This is a genomic window from Alteromonas macleodii, assembly GCF_903772925.1.
Classification (GTDB): Bacteria; Pseudomonadota; Gammaproteobacteria; order Enterobacterales; family Alteromonadaceae; genus Alteromonas; species Alteromonas macleodii_A.
Genome location: NZ_LR812090.1, coordinates 322,120 through 342,010, shown reverse-complemented (window position 1 = coordinate 342,010; position 19,891 = coordinate 322,120). Strand labels below are relative to the sequence as shown.

Annotated in this window: 16 protein-coding genes; 7 read left to right on the top strand and 9 right to left on the bottom strand. The window is 43.0% G+C overall.

Annotated features, from left to right (window positions below; genetic code table 11):
• The first annotated feature begins 153 nt into the window (after nt 1-153).
• Nucleotides 154-1,302 (top strand): iron-containing alcohol dehydrogenase, encoded by a 1,149-nt coding sequence (locus PCAR9_RS01475; RefSeq protein ID WP_179982110.1) that lies wholly within the window; start codon nt 154-156, stop codon nt 1,300-1,302.
• Here PCAR9_RS01475 and PCAR9_RS01470 read toward each other — a convergent pair.
• The 7 genes from PCAR9_RS01470 to PCAR9_RS01440 form a co-directional block, all read right to left on the bottom strand.
• Complete coding sequence (locus PCAR9_RS01470) at nt 1,299-2,066, bottom strand: 3-keto-disaccharide hydrolase (protein ID WP_179982109.1); 768 nt, start codon at nt 2,064-2,066, stop codon at nt 1,299-1,301. The two genes, PCAR9_RS01475 and PCAR9_RS01470, sit on opposite strands and share 4 nt — an antisense overlap.
• A gap of 118 nt (nt 2,067-2,184) precedes the next feature.
• Nucleotides 2,185-2,802 carry a gluconate 2-dehydrogenase subunit 3 family protein gene (locus PCAR9_RS01465; RefSeq protein ID WP_179982108.1) on the bottom strand — a complete coding sequence of 206 codons (618 nt, stop codon included), beginning with the start codon at nt 2,800-2,802 and terminating at the stop codon, nt 2,185-2,187.
• Nucleotides 2,802-4,487 (bottom strand): GMC oxidoreductase, encoded by a 1,686-nt coding sequence (locus PCAR9_RS01460; RefSeq protein WP_179982107.1) that lies wholly within the window; start codon nt 4,485-4,487, stop codon nt 2,802-2,804. The genes PCAR9_RS01465 and PCAR9_RS01460 overlap by 1 nt, the downstream gene beginning before the upstream one ends.
• A 44-nt stretch (nt 4,488-4,531) precedes the next feature.
• Nucleotides 4,532-5,449, bottom strand: a complete 918-nt coding sequence (locus PCAR9_RS01455; protein WP_179985119.1) for a hydroxypyruvate isomerase family protein — start codon at nt 5,447-5,449, stop codon at nt 4,532-4,534.
• On the bottom strand, nt 5,442-6,659 hold the full coding sequence (locus tag PCAR9_RS01450) for a nucleoside permease (RefSeq protein WP_179982106.1): 1,218 nt from the start codon (nt 6,657-6,659) through the stop codon (nt 5,442-5,444). The genes PCAR9_RS01455 and PCAR9_RS01450 overlap by 8 nt, the downstream gene beginning before the upstream one ends.
• Before the next feature lie 26 nt (nt 6,660-6,685).
• The gene (locus PCAR9_RS01445) at nt 6,686-7,753 is read right to left on the bottom strand and encodes a sugar phosphate isomerase/epimerase family protein (protein ID WP_179982105.1); all 1,068 of its coding nucleotides are present in this window, start codon (nt 7,751-7,753) and stop codon (nt 6,686-6,688) included.
• Nucleotides 7,754-7,789: 36 nt separating this feature from the next.
• On the bottom strand, nt 7,790-8,944 hold the full coding sequence (locus PCAR9_RS01440; protein WP_179982104.1) for a Gfo/Idh/MocA family protein: 1,155 nt from the start codon (nt 8,942-8,944) through the stop codon (nt 7,790-7,792).
• A gap of 376 nt (nt 8,945-9,320) precedes the next feature.
• Between PCAR9_RS01440 and PCAR9_RS01435 the strand changes: the two genes are divergently transcribed.
• The 3 genes from PCAR9_RS01435 to PCAR9_RS01425 all read left to right on the top strand — a co-directional run bounded on the left by PCAR9_RS01435 (nt 9,321) and on the right by PCAR9_RS01425 (nt 11,721).
• On the top strand, nt 9,321-10,325 hold the full coding sequence (locus PCAR9_RS01435; protein WP_179982103.1) for a LacI family DNA-binding transcriptional regulator: 1,005 nt from the start codon (nt 9,321-9,323) through the stop codon (nt 10,323-10,325).
• Between the two features lie 55 nt (nt 10,326-10,380).
• Nucleotides 10,381-11,334, top strand: coding sequence for a sugar phosphate isomerase/epimerase family protein (locus PCAR9_RS01430; protein WP_179982102.1), 954 nt, complete (start codon nt 10,381-10,383; stop codon nt 11,332-11,334).
• Nucleotides 11,335-11,397: 63 nt separating this feature from the next.
• Nucleotides 11,398-11,721 (top strand): DUF3392 family protein, encoded by a 324-nt coding sequence (locus PCAR9_RS01425; RefSeq protein WP_179982101.1) that lies wholly within the window; start codon nt 11,398-11,400, stop codon nt 11,719-11,721.
• A 25-nt stretch (nt 11,722-11,746) separates the two neighbouring features.
• Here PCAR9_RS01425 and PCAR9_RS01420 read toward each other — a convergent pair whose 3' ends face one another.
• Entirely contained in the window at nt 11,747-12,922 is a 1,176-nt protein-coding gene (locus tag PCAR9_RS01420) for a PIN domain-containing protein (RefSeq protein WP_179982100.1), read from the bottom strand.
• 263 nt (nt 12,923-13,185) lie between these two features.
• Here PCAR9_RS01420 and PCAR9_RS01415 point away from each other — a divergent pair, with 263 nt between their 5' ends.
• Complete coding sequence (locus PCAR9_RS01415; protein WP_179982099.1) at nt 13,186-16,206, top strand: anti-phage protein; 3,021 nt, start codon at nt 13,186-13,188, stop codon at nt 16,204-16,206.
• A gap of 14 nt (nt 16,207-16,220) precedes the next feature.
• On the opposite strand, the gene PCAR9_RS01410 is transcribed toward PCAR9_RS01415, so the two are convergent.
• Nucleotides 16,221-16,739 (bottom strand): HAD family hydrolase, encoded by a 519-nt coding sequence (locus tag PCAR9_RS01410; protein ID WP_179982098.1) that lies wholly within the window; start codon nt 16,737-16,739, stop codon nt 16,221-16,223.
• A 277-nt stretch (nt 16,740-17,016) separates the two neighbouring features.
• On the opposite strand from PCAR9_RS01410, the gene PCAR9_RS01405 reads away from it, so the two are divergent.
• Both PCAR9_RS01405 and PCAR9_RS01400 read left to right on the top strand, forming a co-directional pair.
• On the top strand, nt 17,017-17,910 hold the full coding sequence (locus PCAR9_RS01405) for a DMT family transporter (protein ID WP_179982097.1): 894 nt from the start codon (nt 17,017-17,019) through the stop codon (nt 17,908-17,910).
• A 150-nt stretch (nt 17,911-18,060) separates the two neighbouring features.
• Complete coding sequence (locus PCAR9_RS01400) at nt 18,061-19,860, top strand: diguanylate cyclase domain-containing protein (protein ID WP_179982096.1); 1,800 nt, start codon at nt 18,061-18,063, stop codon at nt 19,858-19,860.
• Nucleotides 19,861-19,891 lie beyond the last annotated feature (31 nt).

Sequence of the window (19,891 nt, the reverse complement as noted above, 5' to 3'; positions counted from 1 at the left end):
GTTTGCACAAACAACAAACAAAACGTTCATTAAAACCACGAATTCACCTCACTTTTAAGCATCTATAAGCTTAGTTAAGTGGTATCCGCTGTGTTGTACTATAAATTAAAGAACTCGTAGCTATTAAAAGTACGTCGTTATCAGGAGCACTCTATGAAGGTTTCGGAATTTAAGACCGCGGGAAAACTCATTACAGGACTTGGTGCTATTAAAGCCCTTGCTGATGAGATGAAGCGTTTAGGCATAAATAACTGCGCTGTGATAACTGATAAAGGCGTATCTTCTTCAGGGCTTCTCGACCAAATACTCACGCTCATTTCTTCTAAACCTTTACTTATTGTCGATGACGTACCTCCTGAGCCTGAAGTAGACGTTATAGAAAGAAAGTTGGGCTTGCTTCGGGAAAAACAGATAGACGGGATAATTGCGCTGGGCGGAGGCAGTGCTATTGATAGCGCTAAAGTACTAGCCTCTACTTATGATTATACCGGACCTCTTTTAGAACTCTTCGGTGAAAATACGCTTACACAAAGAAACCTCCCCCTTATTGTTATCCCCACTACCGCTGGTACAGGTTCCGAAGTTACCAACATTGCTATTTTGTCTGACCCTAAAGCACAAATGAAAAAAGGCATTGTTAGCCACTGCTTATTACCCGATGTAGCAATTGTTGCACCTGAAATGACAAAAACCTGCCCTCCCTCCATTACAGCAGCTAGTGGAATAGACGCGTTCGTTCACGCCCTTGAAGCCTATATCAGTGTTAATGCTAGCCCCATTACCGACGCACTTGCAGAGAAGGCGCTTAAGCTTATCTTTAGTTCATTAGTACACGCTTATAATAATGGTGAGAACCTGTCGGCTCGTGAAGATATGGCCACCGGCAGTTTAATGGCTGGTCTTGCGTTTGGAAATGCCGGCGTGGGCGCAGTACATGCACTGGCTTATCCCTTAGGCGGGCGCTTTCATTTATCACACGGTATGAGTAACGCTGTAATGCTTCCCCACGTGTTGAAAGTTAATGCGCCTTTCTGCCAAGACAAACTTTACTGCGTGGCCAAGCTACTGAAGGTATGTGAGCGCCACCATTCAAAAGAAGAGGCAGTTAAGCTGCTATTAGGTGCTATAGAAAAGCTGTGTAGGGATGTAGACATACCCGCTTCACTCACCCATTTTAATATTTCGCCAACTTGTGTAGGGGAACTAGCAGAAGAAGCGAGTAAAGTAACTCGCCTTCTTCGCAATAATCCCAAGCAATTAAGTATTGAAGAGATTGAAGATATATATCGGCTTGCGTTTTAAAGCGGTCTTACCCACATATTTTTGAAGCTCACTAAGTTACCGTGATCTTGCAATTGAAGCGGGGCACATCCGTGCGCTTTATATTTAGGTGCACCTATCCATTCTGTGGTTCCTTGGATCTCGGTATGGTTTTGAACTACTACGCCATTATGTATAACGGTAACATAGCCCTTTGTTGCTAAGTCTTCACCGTTAAAGGTAGGAGCTTTATAGATAATGTCATAGGTTTGCCACTCACCAGGGGCCTTCATAGCATTAACTAACGGGATAGTTTGTTTATATACACTTGCCGCCTGACCATTGGGATAGGTCTTATTCTGATATGAGTCTAATACCTGAATCTCGTATCTTTGTTGAAGGAAGATACCGCTGTTATTACGCTGCTGTCCTTCCATACCTGCTTCTGGCTGAGGCGCTTTCCACTCTACGTGTAGTTGTACGTCACAAAACGCTTCGTTCGTTTTAATATCGCCCGTGCCCGGTTTTACGGTAAGTACACCTTTTTGAAGCGTCCATTTAGCCTCACCTTCTTTTACCGAACTCCAATTTGATAAGTCATTGCCAAGTAAAATGGTAGCATCAGAAGGCACGCCATTCTCATCAAAAGAGACAACTTCCGGAACCGGCTCCCAAACTTCTGTTTTGGCTGCCTGCTTTTCACGAGTTAGACGTGACTCGCTTTTCTCTGTATCTGCTTCTGTTGTAGCGCACGCGGTAAGCGGCATAAGTAGCGCCACTGTAGAGGCAAGAAGAGTCTTATTCATTGTGTTAGTACCTTTTTTAATCTGTTTCATCACTATGTAGCAATTGGCTTTCTTGTTTTGCTTTATTCACTAAGCTTTTGTATCAGGCTTATGTCTATCAAACGTATGTATATCAGGCTTACGTGGCCCACGCTTTGTCGCCCTTCTTATAAGGAAATGCTCCATCGTAACGCCCAGGAATAGCTACATATCGAAGTACTTTGGTGGCACCAACTTGTGACGTGAAAAAGCAATAAAGTGTCAGTTGCTTTAATAAGGTGAAGTAGTGAGGGGTTGGCTCATCGGTACCAGGCTCCCATTGACTTGGCTTGCCTGTTTCAACGCCTTGATAAACGCCGTTAGAAAGGTTCGCCGCTTTTGCTTCCACATCCAAATCATTAAAGAAGGTTTCTCGCTCTTGCTTGGAAAGCTGGATAAATGGCTTATTGAAGCGACTTTGACTTAATGAAGATATTTTCTTTATGCCATCGACAAACGTCTTTTGAAGTAAGGGTGTGTAGCAATCGGTTACCAGCACAGCCATTGTTGCGCCAACGTTTGCAGCTTTTGCTCCAGGCGTATCTGTTTGGGGGATGATTACCTCCCCCATCTCATTGAGTAGAGCCACGTCTTTTTCATTAAATAATGTGTCACTTAGCGGTACCGCAGGAATATCTTTGTATGCAAACACATTTCCTGCAAATAACGCCGTACCCGTGGCTGTCGCGATAAGTTTAAGTAGTTCTCTGCGTTCCATTAAAGATTTCCTCGCTTTAACTCTTCCACGGCAAATTCAGCAGCTCTTGCCGTTAGCGCCATATAGGTTAGCGACGGGTTAACACAACTGCCCGATGTCATTGCTGCACCGTCTGTAACAAATACGTTAGGTGCGTCCCATACTTGGTTATGCGCATTTAACACGGACGTTTTTGGATCTCTGCCCATACGCGCCGTACCCATTTCGTGAATACCCATGCCAGGAGCATAGTCGGCATCCCAACCTTGAACATTCTTAAGCCCAGCTGCTTCGAACATATCAACGGCGTCTTGCTGCATATCTTTACGCATCTTGAGTTCGTTTTCTTTGATCTCAACGTCCATGGCAAGTACTGGCAAGCCCCACTTATCGGTGACTTTTTTGTTTAGGTACACTTTGTTTTCGTGATACGGAAGAATTTCGCCGAAAGCTGTCATCCCGATGGTCCAAGGACCCGGCTCGGTGATCGCATCTTTTAGCCCTGCTCCTATACCAAGCTCGGCAATGTCTTTGCGCCAGCCTGAACGACTTGCGCTGCCCTGATAGCCGAATCCACGTAGATAGTCACGCTTATCGCCATCCCAATTTCTAAACCTTGGTACATAGAAACCGCTTGGTCTGCGTCCAAAAGTATATTTATCGTCAAAACCTTCTACTTCTGCCGATGCTCCTACTCTAAAATGGTGGTCCATAACGTTGTGGCCTAGCTCGCCACTACTGCTTCCTAATCCACCGTCCCACACATCTGTGGCAGAATTCATTAGTACCCACGCCGAGTTCAAAGCTGACGCATTAACGAAAACGATTTTACTTTTGAATACATAGGTCTCGTTGGTTTCTGCATCGATAATTTCAACACCAGTTGCGCGCTTTTTGTCTTTGTCGAACAAGATCTCTTTTACAATCGAGAAAGGACGAAGGGTTAAGTTACCTGTTTTAACAGCAGCCGGAAGCGTAGATGCTTGTGTACTAAAGTAGCCACCAAACGGACACCCCAACCAACACTTATTGCGGTACTGACAATGAACACGCCCTTCTTCAGGTTTGCTTTGTGTCATGTTAGATGTTCGACCGTGTACTAAATGGCGCGAGCCTTCGTAAGCTTTTTTAACCCGTGCAGCGACACTTTCCTCTACAATATTCATTGGCATCGGCGGCTGGTAAATACCATCAGGCAACACGTCTAAACCATCTCGGTTGCCGCTGATACCTGCGAATTTTTCTACATAGTCATACCAGGGTGCTAAGTCTTCGTAGCGAATAGGCCAGTCAACCGCTATACCTTCTTTAGCATTGGCTTCAAAATCTTCTTTGTTTAAACGGTAGCTTTGGCGCCCCCATAACAGTGAGCGCCCGCCTACATGGTAGCCTCTGTACCAGTCAAAGCGCTTATCTTCTGTGTAAGGATTTGCTTTTTCGTTTGCCCACATACCGTAGGTTTTTTCGTTTAATGGGTAGTCGCGCTTAAGAACGGGATAATCTACTTTCATCGCCTGTGTAGGTAAGTCGCGATGTGGATAATCCCAATCTTCTTTGTGGGCATTCTTGTAGTCTTTAATATGTTCAATATTTTGACCACGCTCGAGCATAAGCACTTTTAAGCCTTTCTCGGTAAGCTCTTTAGCTGCCCAACCGCCACTGATACCAGATCCAATGACTATTGCATCGTATTCGTTACTCGCCATAACACGTCCTTAAAACTTCATTCGTCGCTGTGCCTGTTCGCACGTTATACATCGCAGATTTGAATCGCCTGGTTTAGCGACTCGATTCTGCTGGCTTTGCTTTTCGGTGTGGGTATAAACTCTTGTGCTAGATAGCCTTTGAATCCGGTCTGAACAATGGCTTTAGCAATGGCTTCATAATTAAGTTCTTGTGAAGCATCTATTTCGTGACGTCCAGGAACGCCGGCCGTGTGATAATGACCAAAGTACTGATGGTTATCGCGAATAGTTCGGATGATATCGCCCTCATTAATTTGCATGTGGTAGATATCGTAAAGTAGTGAGAAGTGCTCAGAACCAAGACGTTTGCAAAGTTCTATGCCCCACGCAGAGTTGTCGGCCATGTAATCAGGGTGATCGACTTTGCTGTTGAATAGCTCCATGAAGATCACTACGTTGCGTTTTTGGGCGTGAGGCAAAATTCGCTGTAATCCTTTGACGGCATTTTCAAGCCCGTCTTCGGGCGACATGCCTCTGGCATTACCGCTAAAACAAATAAGGTTGGTGTAACCTGCATCGGCGACTAAATCTATGTGCTTTAAATAGCGCGCTTCTAGTTCATCGTGTAATTCAGCATGAATAAAGCCATCTTCAAGGCTAATTTCAGCGCCATTACACATAGAAGAGTCGATGCCATATTGCTTTAGTACAGGCCAATCTTCAGGGCCAACCAAATCAATTGCTCCAAACCCTAATTGCTTAACAGTTTCGCACAACTCTTCAATGCTTAAATCGCCGTAAGTCCATCGACTTACCGAGTGATTCACATTGCCTTTAAGCGGTGTATTCATGGCATTGCTACCTTTACGTGCTGTGGTTGAATCGGCTGCCGCTAAACCAGAGGCGGTTAATCCTACTCCAGCTATTCCTACCCCAGTCATTGCCATGCTTTGAAGTAACTTTCTGCGGGCATTGTTATGCATCGGCATTAACCTTCTCCTTTCTAAATAGAATGGCAAAGAGCACTAACACCACCGCGGCAAACGCTGCTGGGAATAACCAAACCTGCTGCCAACTATGGGCACCTGTTTCCAACGTATAGGTATCGGTAATTGCGCCTGCTACAGCAAACCCCATCAGCATACCTACGCCGTATGTTGCTAGGGTAATTAGCCCTTGCGCGGCACTTTTTACATGTTCTCCCGCTTTCGCATTGGTATAGATTTGCCCTGATACAAAGAAGAAGTCGTAACAAATGCCGTGCAGTGCAATACCGATAATAAGCATGAACAAACTTTCGTCTGCGTTCCCAAATGCGAACAGCGCATAGCGAATTACCCATGCAGCCATACCAATTACTAAGGTGGCTTTAATGCCAAAGCGATTCAAAAATACCGGTAGAGCCAACATAAACAGTACTTCAGATACTTGGCCCAATGTCATTTTTCCCGTGGCGTTTTCAACGCCTATTTCGGTAAGAAAAGGGTTAGCATTTTGGTAGTAAAAGGCCAGCGGAATACAAATGAGTACCGATGAGAGAAAGAACACAAAGAAGTTCTTATCTTTGAGCAGTGCCAACGCATCTAAGCCTAGAATATCCCGTATGGTTACGGCTTTGCCGCTAGATTTAGGAGGCGTGTTAGGTAGCGTAAAACTGAACACACCTAAAATTAACGAGGCAATGCTGCATAATAATAAGGTGTTTTTGAGCATACCATCGGCAATAGATTGGGCAGAATCCCATGAGAATACATAGCTAATCATAAGACCTGCCACAATCCAGCCGATAGTGCCCCACACACGAACTTTTCCGAACTCTTTCGACGGGTCGACCATTTGCCCGAATGACACCGAATTGACTAATGCCAGCGTAGGCATATAGGCAATCATGTACGCCAACACATAAGGGTAGAAGCTGACAAAATCATTCGCTTGGTACATACAATACATAAGTACGGCGCCAACGAGGTGTAAGAAACCGAGGATCTTTTCTGCATTAAAGAATCGGTCGGCAATAAGCCCCACAATGAAGGGGGCGATAATGGCGCCCCAACTTTGGGTTGAGAAAGCCATACCGATTTGCCCGCCATTAGCAGCCAAGGTATTCGACAAATACGTACCTAATGTTACAAACCAGCCTCCCCAAATGAAGAACTGAAGGAACATCATCAAACTCAGGCGTAGGGTTATCATAGTTATTGCTATCCTGTTGATGGCGCTTAGCGCTCAAGCCCTAAAATACGATTATTCTTCGCTTCACTCACGGCACCACCCGCAAAATCGTCAAACGCGTATTTGCTTGGCTCAATAATATGTGAAGCAATGAAAGGCGCGCCTTCAGCAGCACCTTGCGCACTGTCTTTTAAGCAGCATTCCCACTCAAGAACTGCCCAGCCGGTAAAGCCGTACTGGGTAAGCTTGCTAAAAATTCCTTTGAAATCGACCTGCCCGTCGCCAAGAGAGCGAAAACGGCCAGCTCGTTCTTGCCAGTCTTGATAGCCGCCATATACACCGTTTCTACCGTTAGGGTTAAACTCGGCATCTTTGACATGGAACATTTTGATACGGCTGTGGTAACGATCGATAAAGTCGAGGTAGTCAAGCTGCTGTAAAACAAAGTGGCTTGGGTCAAAAAGAATGTTTGCCCGAGGGTGATTATCTACCGCACTTAAAAACTGCTCGAACGAGGCGCCATCGTGCAGGTCTTCACCAGGATGGATTTCATAACACACGTCTACGCCAGCATCATCGAATGCATCAAGAATGGGCTTCCAACGCTTAGCGAGTTCAGCAAAGCCTTGCTCAACCAAGCCAGCTGGACGCTGAGGCCATGGATAAACTAAGTGCCACATTAATGCACCTGAAAAAGTGGCGTGGGCTTTTAATCCCAAACGTTTACTAGCGATAGCCGCACATTTTAGCTGGTTGATTGCCCACTCGGTTCGCTCTTGTGGCTTACCATGCAGATGCGAGGGTGCAAAGTTATCGAATAATTCGTCGTAAGCAGGGTGTACAGCAACTAACTGACCTTGTAGGTGCGTAGAAAGCTCGGTTATTTCCACGCCAGCGTCTTTACAAATTTTTGCGATGTTGTCGCAGTACTCTTGGCTTTCAGCCGCTTTTTCTAAATCAAAAAGACTAGGTTCGGTAGGAACTTGTATTCCCTTATAGCCAAGCGACGCTGCCCACTTCGCCATATTTTCAAGCGTATCGAAAGGCGCCTCTTTTCCCATAAACTGAGCAAGGAAGATAGCGGGCCCTTTTATAGGTTGTTGGTTAGTAGCCATAAGCGCTCACCTTTTTCATATTAAGTTGTAGTTGCATTATTGCGTTCCTTCCTGACTAACTGATTCCCATTTAGTGTCACTGTCAGTACTAGCTAGCATGGCGTCGATAAATACCATTCCGCGTAAGCCAGCATTTATTCCAGGAACGCCCTCGGCTTTGCCTTTTTGATTAGCACGCACTGCTTTGGCAAAGTCGGTATACAAGTTTGCCATGGCTTCTAAATAACCCTCTGGATGACCAGCTGGAACACGACAACGTGCAGATGCTTCATCACATAGCCCAACTTGGCCTTGGCCCGCTCTAAACACTTGATAAGGTGCGTCGATGGGACGATAAATAACAGAGTTAGGTTCCATTTGACGCCACTGTAAACCGCCTTTGTCACCATATACACGGATCTTCAATGCGTTTTCCTCACCGGCACATACCTGTGAAGCAATCAACACACCCGACGCGCCCTTTCTAGTTTTAATAAGCGCAGCACCGTCATCGTCTAATCGACGTCCTTCAACATGCGTGTTCAACTCGCCACATAGCGAAGTAACACTGTCGTTCAATACAAACTCAACCAGACCAAAGGCATGAGTACCTATGTCTCCCATTGCGCCTGTTGCCCCAGAAATTGCTGGGTCGGTGCGCCACTGCGCTTGTTTATTGTGCGTTTCTTCTTCGCCAGACAACCAGCCTTGAGGGTACTCAACATACACTTTTCGAATGTTGCCCAGCTTACCGCTTTCAATAAGATGACGTGCTTGCCATACCATTGGATAGCCAAGGTAGGTATGAGCCAAGCCATATAGCGATTCATTTGCGTGAATAACATCTTGCAGCTCTTTTACTTCAGCAAAGCTAACGCCTGCTGGTTTTTCACAGAAAACATGAAAGCCCGCTTTAATAGCGGCAATTGAAATGGGTACATGAAGATGATTAGGTGTGACGATTACTACCACCTGCATGCGCTCTTGCTCAGGTAACTTAGCTTCTTCGTCAAGCATTGCCTGCCAACTACTATATGCGCGAGTTAACGGCACGTTTAACGATGCGGCAGTGCGTGAGTTATTGTCTTCATTGCGGCTAAATGCGCCACACACCAACTGGTAGTTCCCATCTAATCCTGCGGCATGGCGATGTACGGCACCGATAAATGCGCCTTCCCCGCCGCCGATCATTCCCATTCGTATTGGTTGCATCGAAATTCCTCTTTGTGCAATTGCACTATTGGTGTAGCTAATACGATAAAATGTAACCCGTTACATTTTGATGGTCAATACAAAAAACAGCATTTTATTAATCTAAAGTTTACATTTAGCAGTGTAACGTTGGCTATAAGCCCCAATAATTGGCGATAAAACGGGCTGAATATAGAAGGCGGATGAAGTGAAATTTACAATTAATCTACAAATAACCTTTGACGTTCTTGTTAAAGTACGTATTCTTTAAGTTAAAATGAAAACGGTTACATTTTAACTTCACAGTTAATTTGAATTCGCTACCATCGTATAACGCCTACCGTTAGCTGGTTGGGTTTACAATGCATGCATGAACTAACAAACAACAAAAATAGAAATGGCAAATATTAGAGATGTAGCAGATAGTGCCGGCGTTTCGGTTGCTACCGTATCAAGAACACTACAACAACCTGAGCGTGTTTCTCCTAAAACACGCAACAAGGTGATGGCTGCGGTTCAGGCTGTGGGGTACAAACCTAATTTAATGGCGGTTAAGTTTCGTTCGGGTAAAACCCACAATTTGGTGGTGCTGGTTCCCACTGTGGCGAACGTGTTTTTTGCCCGTGTTATTAGCGGAATGCAGGAAGCCGCCGCAGAGCTAGGTTATTCCATTTTACTTGCCAACACCCTTGGTAACACTGTAATTGAAAGCCATTACGCCAAAATGGTAAGCACTTCGCAGGCAGACGGGCTTATTCAGTTGCGTGCACACAATCCTTTTGATGCCACTATGGTCAATGACAACGGCCTACTTCCTATGGTGAATGCCTGTGAAGTGATTGACGATGGTCAATACCCCGTTGTGTCTTTAAACAACCGTGCTGCAGCTAAGGCGATGACCGAGCACTTAATATCGTTAGGGCATTCCCGCATTGCCATGATCAAAGGGCCAAACTCAAGCCCGCTGACCCAAGACCGGTTAGTTGGCTACCAAGACGCACTAACGCAAGCTGGTATTTCCTTTGATGAAAACTTGCTGTTTCCGGGCGACTTTACATTGCAGGCTGGATACCACGCCGGTGAAACTATCGCCCGTTTGAAAGACAGGCCTTCCGCTGTTTTTTGTGAAAACGACGAAACAGCTATTGGTGCTATGCAAGCCTTCAAGCAAGCTAATTTGCATGTACCAAACGATATTTCTGTAGCAGGTTTTGACGACATTGCGTTCTCAGCATTTGTCGACCCGCCGCTAACGACTATTGCACAACCGGCAGAAGAGTTTGGTAGAACGGCGGTTACGCTTTTAGTGGACCTACTGAACGGCAAAATTCGCAAAGCCCCCAAGGTTATTATGCCGTTTGAACTTATTGTACGTGGGAGCACAGGCAAAGCTTCGAGTTAATTAGTGAGGATAAAACGCCAGCCCCTATGAACCTAGACATATAAAGGAGCACACAGTGAATTGGAGTAAAGAAACTTTAAGCAAGACAGCTATTTTAGACGCGGCCAGCAACATTGGCTCTGGCGTTTCGAGACGACAGTTCATTAAATACTCGTCTGGTTTATTGGCGGCTATGAGCGCTCCTGCTGTTTTAGCAGATACGAGTTTGGCGAACGGGCATGGTGGTGATAAAGGAGCAATGATGGAGGGCATGCATAACAGCGCGGTTGGCCTGCAGCTTTATACCCTAAGAGATATTATGAAAGTAAGTGTACCGGCTACGCTTAAACTGGTAGCTGACGTAGGCTATACGGAAATGGAATTTGCAGGCTACTTTGACCACAGCGCAAAAGAGATTAAGCAACTACTTGATGATAACGGCCTAACTGCGCCCTCGGCTCATATACAGTTAGACGCGTTCGATACTAATCTGTCACAAATTTTAGATGACGCTCACACCGTTGGTCACAAGTACTTAGTGGTACCTTGGCTTAGCGAAGCACAGCGCGGTACAGGTATAGCGCCTTACCAAGCCCTTGCAGAAAAGCTAAACACCATTGGTGAAGCCTGTAAGAAAGAAGGCATTACCCTTGCCTACCACAACCACGATTTCGAGTTTGAAGTACGCGATGGCAAGACACCGTTAGACGTGCTAATTACCCAGACCGATCCAGACCTTGTTACCATGGAACTTGATTTATACTGGGCGGTAAAAGCAGGTAAAAACCCGGTTGATTACTTTAAGCAGTACCCAGGCCGATTTAAGCTTTGGCATGTAAAAGATTTGGCTGAAGACGGCAGCTTTGCTGACGTGGGCACAGGCACTATTAACTTTAAAGAGATATTTGCGCACGGCAAGTTAGCTGGCATTGAACATAAATTTGTAGAGCGCGACCAAACCACCGACCGCATAGCCACTATTGAACAGGGCTTTAAAGCAGTAAGCGCATTAAATAAAGGCGTTAGCTAACGCTTTTGACTTTGCCGTGGTTATAATGGGCACATAGCAAAACATCATAATAGTAGTAATTTTATGAGTGAACTTTTCAGTGCCCTTTCTCGCGCATTAAGCCCCTATTACACCGAAATGAGCATTATGCTTATGGCCACAATTTTAGTGGTGTACGGCGACCTGATTAACGGCCATGTAAAACGCATTCTTGCACCTTATCACTTTATTATTCGCGTTAGCATGTTTGTAGTGCTGTGTGCCTTTGGCTATGGCGCACTAACCTTGTACGGCGCACCCTTCTTGAAACACACCCTAGCCTACTTGCCCTGGCAGTACCAAGGAGCAGGCTATGTGGCATCATTTCTGTTGACTGGCTTTTTGGCTGAAAGGCGTAGGTATGTTTGACGCAACCAAAACCATACTTAAAATGTTATTGTGTACTTCCTTCCTGCGTCAACACTTCCACAGTGTCGATATCAAGGCTTATCCTAATGGGGTTCGAAGGCGAATCTAGGTACTCGCAATGTGCTTTCACGGCTTCAACATCTAGTTCCTTTTCTATATATACCGTAACTAGACCTTCAAAGAGCAAATCCATAACTTCAGATAGGTCACAAATTCCATCGCCATTCATACTGTCGTACGAAACATCTCTCTCGAGATTTTTTTCAAGAATCAGATATTCACCATAAGTCGCACAATAAAGTACTGTACCTTTTGCGATAAAAGAGATTTTCAACGAATAACTTTCATTCTCAAGCCAAGCAACATCATCTATTTTTAATTCTTTCAAAGTACTAGGAGCAACGTAGTCAACTCTTTCTCCGAATGACTGAATTCCAAACTGGTCGTTTAGGATTACATCCTGCTCCTCTAGATACAACTCACCTACTTCCGATTTAGTATCCTGCAAAAAACTATAAAGCTTTTCTAAGAACTGAGGAGAGCTGAGATAACCTTTAATTGTTTCAGCCTTTTCAGAAAGATTATCTAGTTGCTCAATCTCTGTCTTCAAGCTTCTTTCTTCTAGCACATCTGCTAGAGAGTCATAAATGGTTACTCCAGCAAGCGTTTCGAGGTGCGCTTTAAATGTGCCATCCTTTATGACTATTGATAACTTTTCCTCAGTCCTCAAAAGATTGGTAATAATAGAGCAAATCATTGCATCAGGAATATCCTCTCTAGACTTTGCTTTTCTATAAACACCGTTACCACTGAAATAATCATCTAGAACCTGATTAATATCTTCTGGCTTAAAATCAATAACATTGACGGCCAGATCGTCCACCCAGCGGTTAAACTGCTCTAGAATTTGATTTTCTATAGCCATTTCAGCGGTATTTAAAATGGTTTGCGCATTAACAATTGAATCTTTGAACTTATTATCGTAGAAACTTTTTTTAAGGAGTATTGCTAGAGAGTCACTAGATTTTTTCAAGCTCTCTTTCGCTTCATAAATTTTCCGACTAATAAACTCACGTTTGACTATTTCTGGAATGTGTAGATGAACCGCCTCGGCCTTGATGAGGCGCTTAAGTAATAGCATATTTCGAGATGACACCCCCTCTTGATAAAGGATATTAGTATCTAGCACTATATTTCTCATACGTGTACTTCTTATATTATTCCATAACTCATTATTGCGGTCGCCTATGCGACACTCTTTTTCTGTATCTAGCGCAATAGCCGGGGGGGCTTAACGTTGCATTGCCTTAAAATTGCCTTGTCGAAAGGCGAACGTCAATGACCATTAGCAACCATATAGCTACGTTAAAAATAACAATTTTTTGATTTTTAGCATAGTCACATCTGTGTTACTTTAGAAGATAGACTTAGAGAACCTCGCCTTTAAAAGGATTACTCAGCGCTATGGAAAGCAACACTTCTATTTTTTGTATTAGCGATATACATATTTCAGCACAGAATCATAAAAACGTTTTAGAAAAACTCTCTAAAGCTATTTCAATGATAAAGAAATTTAAAGTTGAAAATAAAATCCTTAATTGTGTGACTATATTCGCTGGTGACATAGCTTTTTCCGGTAATACAACTGAATATGACTTAATTTCACCCAAGATAGAAGAGCTACGACTAATATCAAAAGTTGTATTCTGCCCGGGAAATCATGATCACAACTTTTCTCAGTACGAAGGCAGTATCCGAAGTATTCTACTTGCTAGTAAGCAGTATGATGAAAGCGTAATCAAAACAGCATCTGAAGGCATGAGAGAGTATCGCGACTTTGAAGAAAAGTTTGCATCAGACGCTCTAGAAAGCCAAAACTTGTTAAGCAAAACATACAAAATAGATAATGAGCTTTATATTCATTCCCTTAACACTGCGTGGTGCTCTACCTTAAAAGAATCAGCTGGGGAACTGCACTTCCCTCTAGATCAAATGCCAAAAGCTGAAGCAGGAAAAGTTAACTTAGTATTTTTTCACCATCCTTTTTCTTGGCTAAATCTAGAAAATTCAAAGGGTTTTCGCAATGAACTTAAGGAAAATTTCCAGATAGTGATATCCGGTCATGAGCACGAGCATGATGATTTCGCCATAGAAACAGATACAACCAAGGCTCTTTTCATTGAATCTGTTTCTTTTTATTCGCACAGGGAAGAAGTTGACGGTTTTTTTTGTATTACGCAAGAAAATAACGATTTAAAAATAGACAGATTCAAACTTAATGAAGAAGAATTTGAAATTTTTAGTACGAGAAGAAAATCTAATATTCTTGCGGAAAAAGGAATTAGAAACAAAGGAGCTGAGTTATCTCCGAGCTTTTCTGCATTTCTGTCAAGTTTAGGAACTGGATTTATTCATAGTGAGAAGAAAAACTTAGAACTTGATGATATATTCATTTATCCAAACCTAAGTGTCAGAATAAACAGCAAACAAACGCTTAAAAACAAGTCGTCTTCACAGATTGAAAGTGGGGCTCTTGGTAATAGATTGTTTTTATCTGGTGACGAAAATACCGGAAAGACTACTCTTTCGAAGAAGGTTTATAAAGATTACTTTACAAAAGGTTTTTTCCCAGTATTTATTGATGGAGGAGCTGTAAAGAAAAGTAGCAAATTGAATCATTCTTTTATAAGAGGTTTAGTCCAAGAACAATATTCAAAGTTACCTACTGCTGATTATTTTGATGAAAATTTAAATAGGGTTTTGATTTTTGATGATTTTGACAAAATTAAAGGTTCGAAAACGTCTATAGAAGAAATGATGCAATTTTTAAACGATAACTTCGATAGTATCGTGATTTTTGTTTCTGACTCTTATAATTTAAGCGAAGGTATTGTAACAAATATTCCAAGTATCGGTGAATATGAATGGTATGACATCCTCAATCTTGGCTTTAAACTTAGATATGAGCTAGTAAACAAATGGAATACCCTCAAAGAATCGTGTAGAGAGTGCCAAGATACATTGATTAAACAGAATGACTTTATAATAAAAACTGTTAACAATGTACTAGGAAAAAATTATATACCTGCTAACCCATTCTTTCTTATCACCGTCCTTCAAAGTATGGACGAGGGTAGCGCTGCAGACATTAACACCAGTTCACATGGTTATTACTATCAATACCTCATTACTTCAAGTTTAGGCTTAGCAAATATCAAAAAAGAAGAGTTAGATGAATACTTTACCTACATAAGTCATCTATCATACTTTCTTCATGAACAAGATATTCGCTCAATTTCCGTTGACGAGTTCAACAGCTTCAATAAGACGTTTGAAAACATCATGGGGCTATCAATAAATATTAGCGACAGATTGAAAAAACTCGTTAATGCGAAAATATTGAACAAAGATGAAGATTCAGTTTCATTTAAATATCCTTACGTATACTACTTTTTTCTTTCCAATTACTTAGCTCAATCGATCGATGATGAAAAAATTAGAGCAGAAATAGAAGCACTTATAGAGAATGTAAACGATAAGAAGTCGGCGAGTATTCTAATGTTTCTTACGCATCATTCTAAAAATAAGGTACTGATCGAAAAAATGCTCCATCGATCAGCACGTCTTTTCGAAGAGTACACTCCAACGAACCTTGATATGGACTCTAACTTCATTGATAAAATTGTTAAAACATTACCAGATATCAAATATCTAGCTTCTCAAGCTGATTCACAAGAAAACCGGCTGCAACACGAAGAACGCAAAGATTATCTAGCAGAAATACATGAAGATGAAGATGAAGAGGCTCTTGCTTCTGTCGAGGATGAGAAGGAAGAAATAGTCGACCTAATTAAGCAGTTTGGAATGACAATGAAAGCCGTAGAATTATTAGGACAATTGAGTAAAAACTACTATGGCTCCCTCCCCAAAGAACTTAAGACTAAGTTAATTAAAGAAGCTATTGAAGGCCCATTACGAGCCATTGAGTCAATTTTCGTTGTAGTAAGGGAGCATCCTGAAGAAGCAGTGAAAGCTGTTGAAGCAAATATAAAAAATACTGAAAATAATTACACTGAAAGTGAAATATCTAAAGTTGCGACTGAAGCACTATTTGGACTGCTATCAACGATTACCTATGTTTTCATTAGAAAAATTGCGTCATCTATCGGCCACAAAAACCTTGAAAGTATCGTTCGCGAAATTATGGATGAGAAAAAAACGAACTCTTCTAAATTAGTGTATTTGTCAGTACTTCTCGACATGGGTAAATTCGGTTCAACTGATGTTGTACATCGCGTTATCAAAAGTCTTGAACAAAATAGTATTTCGAAGTTAATCACACAGGTCTTAGTACGTAACTACCTTTATATGTTTGAAGTACCTGATTCCAAGGTACAGAGTCTCTGCAAAATGGCGGGACTCAGATACCAAACCATATCGAGCGGAATACGGCTAGAAAAACAACAGGACAAAAGGCTAACGTAATTCATTTGCTCAGTCTAAACCAAAAACCACTTCATCCCAGCATTCTCGGCGGCTTGCTGGTCATAAATAAAGTCGCCCACATACAGGCAGTCTTCAGGTTGAAGCTGCCATGTGTTCGCCACCATCAATAAGGCGGTTGGGTCGGGTTTGGCGGGAGCATCTTCGCGAGTAAGTACGTAGTCGATGGGTATGCTGTTATTAGCTATCTTAACTGCGGTAGCCTGGCGACAGTTGCGGGTAACTATTGCCATGGGTAAGTTGTTTGCCTGCACTTTCTTTACCATGGCTTTGCCTATGGCTAGCCATTTAGCGTTCTGTGCATCCTCTAGTTCGTGCTGCAAAATAGTGCGGTGTGCATTCGCTTTGGTTTCGGCGCAGCTAAGTGCATCAACAAAGGTCAAAATATCCTCGTCTTGTGGGCAACCTATGTCTGCGCGCATTCGTGTAAAGTTAAGGCTAGACTCTACCAAGGTGCCGTCTAAATCGAATATCACACCTTTTATGCCGCTTAAGTTCATTTGCTCAATAGTCACGGTTTTCTAGCCCTTTCACTTCAGTAATATTGTAAAGACTTCATTAACGCTCACCTAAAATAGTTCAGCGCGGTCTCGCTCCTTTTTTGGTATCAATATAATGCCACGAAAGACCTTCACCTTCTGTTACGTTTGCTTAAGGCTATGATGTTTTAGCTAAAAACCAACTGAATGATTTAAGTTTACGCCAACTACACCATGCATTAGCATAGCCGCTCTTTTTGGCAGACTAAACTTTGCCCTTTTCTCATTTATTCATATTGTTTACAGGTAATTTATGGGTGTTTTTGCTGCGCTTGGTACAGCGCTTTGTTGGGCAATTGCCGCGCGCTTGTTCCGTGGTACGGGTAACGCGTTTTCGCCGCTAACGATGAACTTTTGGAAAGGCTTAATTTCAATTGCCATTTTGGCCGTTGTGCTACTTTTCGTTCAGCCAACCGGGCTTACCACCAGCGCAGTGTTGTGGCTATTACTTAGCGGCCTAATTGGCATAGGCATTGGCGACACCTGTTTCTTTAAAGCCCTGCAGAGCATTGGCGATAGCCAAGCGGTACTGGTTGCCGAAACCCTTGCGCCTTTATTTACTGCCCTATTTGCTATGGCCTTTATTGGCGAGTGGATTACCTGGCAGCAGTGGGTTGGCGTTGCTGTAGTGCTATTTTCGGTGGATATGGTTATAAAGGCACGTAAACGCAGTTCTACTCATGTATTTGCTACCAGCGGTTATTTATATGGCGTTGGCGCAGCACTGTGTCAGGCTGTTGGTGCGGTAGTCAGCCGCGACATTTTAAGCGCGGGCGATGTTGATGCGGCAAGTGCTGCGTTTTTGCGAATGGTAGGCGGTATGGCCTTTGTGATACCGCTTATAGCCTTAACTAAAACCCGCTATATGCCTGTTATCGACTATCAAAGTAGCCACGGCAAGCGCATATGGCCGGCTTTTGTAATAGCCACATTGCTTGGTACTACTGCCGCTATCTACTTACAAATGTTTGCATTTGCCTATGCCAAAGCCGCCGTTGTTCAAACGTTAATTGCCACCAGTGCGTTAATGTCGTTAGGGGTAGCCTGGGTGCTTGGTGAAAAAGCGACAAAGGCCACCATTGCATGGTCTGCCGTTGCCTTAGTTGGCGTGGCAATTTTGGTAAGTTTTGGGGCGCCTGTGCATTAGGGGTAATGTGCTTACCACTTTTTATAGCTGCTAAATTCAGACACAAAATACGTATAAGGAAACAAAAAAGCAGTAAGATTTACGGGCTTGATATAGTAGTTATTGGCTTAAATCGATATTATAAAGAAAAAAACGTAAACGCTATCTCTTATGGCTCGAAGGTTTTATTTAACACTCTTATCTTTTTTCAGCGTGTTGTTCGCTTCCTCTGCGACTCTGGCAAATACTGATGTCGATGCCGTTATCGAAAAAGTTCGCTCGCCCTCGTACGATTGCCCAAGTCAATCGTTGCTGCCAGAGCTAGAACAAACGCTCACTTTAGAAAGCCTCTCACCCCAACAACGTTTTGCTTTGACCGTAGCCAAAGGGCAGTTTTTAATTTGTCGTGGCAAGTATGAAGAAGCAGAAAAGATGCTGCTTAAAGCCATAATGCAAAGCAATATAGATGAAAGCTCGTACGCGTTTGCATCGGCTATTTATCAAATTGGCTTTTCTTATGATGCCAGAGAAAACCCGGCGCGCTGTAAATACTATCAACAGGCCCAAGATTTATCTTCACCAAAACGTCATAGCGATATTTTTACCAGCTCTTCGCTAGGGCTTATTAACTATTGTTCAGAATCTACGTCGCCCGAAGTTAGGCTAGGTAAAATGTTTGGCGTGCTTAAACGCTATTCCGATAACGGTAGCCCAGGCGAACTCGCGCATATCCACAACGCTATCGGCCTTCTCTATGGTGATTTAGAGCAACACGCGCTGGCCGCAGAACAGTATCTGAAAGCCCACAAAATGGGCCTACTTGTTTACAAAGGCAGTAATAAGGTCAGTATTATCATTAGTGCCATTGTATCGCTGCTAAGCAGCGGTCAAACCGATAAAGCCTATCAAAGTATTTTGGAGCTAGGTGCACTAAATAGCGAAATCAACACGCCACTTAGTAATTTTTTGTATCAATATGCTCTGTCTATCTATTATAGAAAAACGCAGGATTACAATAACCTAGCCTATACTCTCCCTGATTTAGAAGAAGCAACAGACAGTATCTCTAGCTCTTTTGGTCAAATGCTCGTTGCTTGGCACAAAGCCGAACTATGCTTACACAACAATAACCTAACCTGTATAAAGCAATACTTAACTGACACAGGTGCGTTAGATAAAAATGCTATTCCAAGGATTTTCGAAACTAACCTAGACTACTTGAGCTTCAACGTTTCAATTTTTTTGGCTTTAGGCGATATAGAGCGCGCAAAAGTAGCCCATAGTATCTACTCCAAAGAGGTCATTAAGCGAAGAGAGATTACCCAAGATACCGCTTTAATAGTTGGTGCCGCTAATCTGTATACACGTATTTATGATCTTGAGTCAGCCATTGAAAAAGCCGAAGAACAGAGAAGGAATACTTTATATACCGCTATCCTAGTTTTTCTACTGTTTGTTATTATTGCTGGGTACGTGCTACGTAAGAAGCACGTTGCACGCAAAGCCATCGACCCGGTAACACTTTTACTCAACGCCGATTCAGCCATCGCACGCATTAATAAACTAGATGCGCCTAAAAAGGGTCGTGCCATTGCTATTGCAATATTCGACATTAGCAACTTACGAGAGATAACGCGTAAAATGGGCTCTACGAAAGGCGATTTTGTATTGCGGCAAATTGCGCAAACTTTTCAAAACGTTATCCGAGGTAACGATATTCTGGGCCGCTTTGGAACCGACCAATTCATTTTATGCCTTCACAATATTGAAGAACGAAGCGCGCGCCAGTTCTTTGACCGCGTACAAAGCGCGCTAGAGAGCACCTTTGAGAGCGACACCAATGATGACTATTTTGTGGTTAAGTCTCAAATGAGCGTATTTATTGCCACCGAAAAAATTACTGGGCTAAACGATATACTCGATGACATTGCCATGTCGATTGATATGGACAGTCGCAACGACACCAATTAGCTTAAATAAAAACGCGCGAACTGTATTTGCG

What these genes read in the sequence shown, in the direction of transcription:
- PCAR9_RS01475 (WP_179982110.1), top strand. Translation starts at nt 154, where the DNA reads ATGAAGGTTTCGGAATTTAAGACCGCGGGAAAACTCATTACAGGACTT.
- PCAR9_RS01470 (WP_179982109.1), bottom strand. Translation starts at nt 2,066, where the DNA reads ATGAATAAGACTCTTCTTGCCTCTACAGTGGCGCTACTTATGCCGCTT.
- PCAR9_RS01465 (WP_179982108.1), bottom strand. Translation starts at nt 2,802, where the DNA reads ATGGAACGCAGAGAACTACTTAAACTTATCGCGACAGCCACGGGTACG.
- PCAR9_RS01460 (WP_179982107.1), bottom strand. Translation starts at nt 4,487, where the DNA reads ATGGCGAGTAACGAATACGATGCAATAGTCATTGGATCTGGTATCAGT.
- PCAR9_RS01455 (WP_179985119.1), bottom strand. Translation starts at nt 5,449, where the DNA reads ATGCATAACAATGCCCGCAGAAAGTTACTTCAAAGCATGGCAATGACT.
- PCAR9_RS01450 (WP_179982106.1), bottom strand. Translation starts at nt 6,659, where the DNA reads ATGATAACCCTACGCCTGAGTTTGATGATGTTCCTTCAGTTCTTCATT.
- PCAR9_RS01445 (WP_179982105.1), bottom strand. Translation starts at nt 7,753, where the DNA reads ATGGCTACTAACCAACAACCTATAAAAGGGCCCGCTATCTTCCTTGCT.
- PCAR9_RS01440 (WP_179982104.1), bottom strand. Translation starts at nt 8,944, where the DNA reads ATGCAACCAATACGAATGGGAATGATCGGCGGCGGGGAAGGCGCATTT.
- PCAR9_RS01435 (WP_179982103.1), top strand. Translation starts at nt 9,321, where the DNA reads ATGGCAAATATTAGAGATGTAGCAGATAGTGCCGGCGTTTCGGTTGCT.
- PCAR9_RS01425 (WP_179982101.1), top strand. Translation starts at nt 11,398, where the DNA reads ATGAGTGAACTTTTCAGTGCCCTTTCTCGCGCATTAAGCCCCTATTAC.
- PCAR9_RS01420 (WP_179982100.1), bottom strand. Translation starts at nt 12,922, where the DNA reads ATGAGAAATATAGTGCTAGATACTAATATCCTTTATCAAGAGGGGGTG.
- PCAR9_RS01415 (WP_179982099.1), top strand. Translation starts at nt 13,186, where the DNA reads ATGGAAAGCAACACTTCTATTTTTTGTATTAGCGATATACATATTTCA.
- PCAR9_RS01405 (WP_179982097.1), top strand. Translation starts at nt 17,017, where the DNA reads ATGGGTGTTTTTGCTGCGCTTGGTACAGCGCTTTGTTGGGCAATTGCC.
- PCAR9_RS01400 (WP_179982096.1), top strand. Translation starts at nt 18,061, where the DNA reads ATGGCTCGAAGGTTTTATTTAACACTCTTATCTTTTTTCAGCGTGTTG.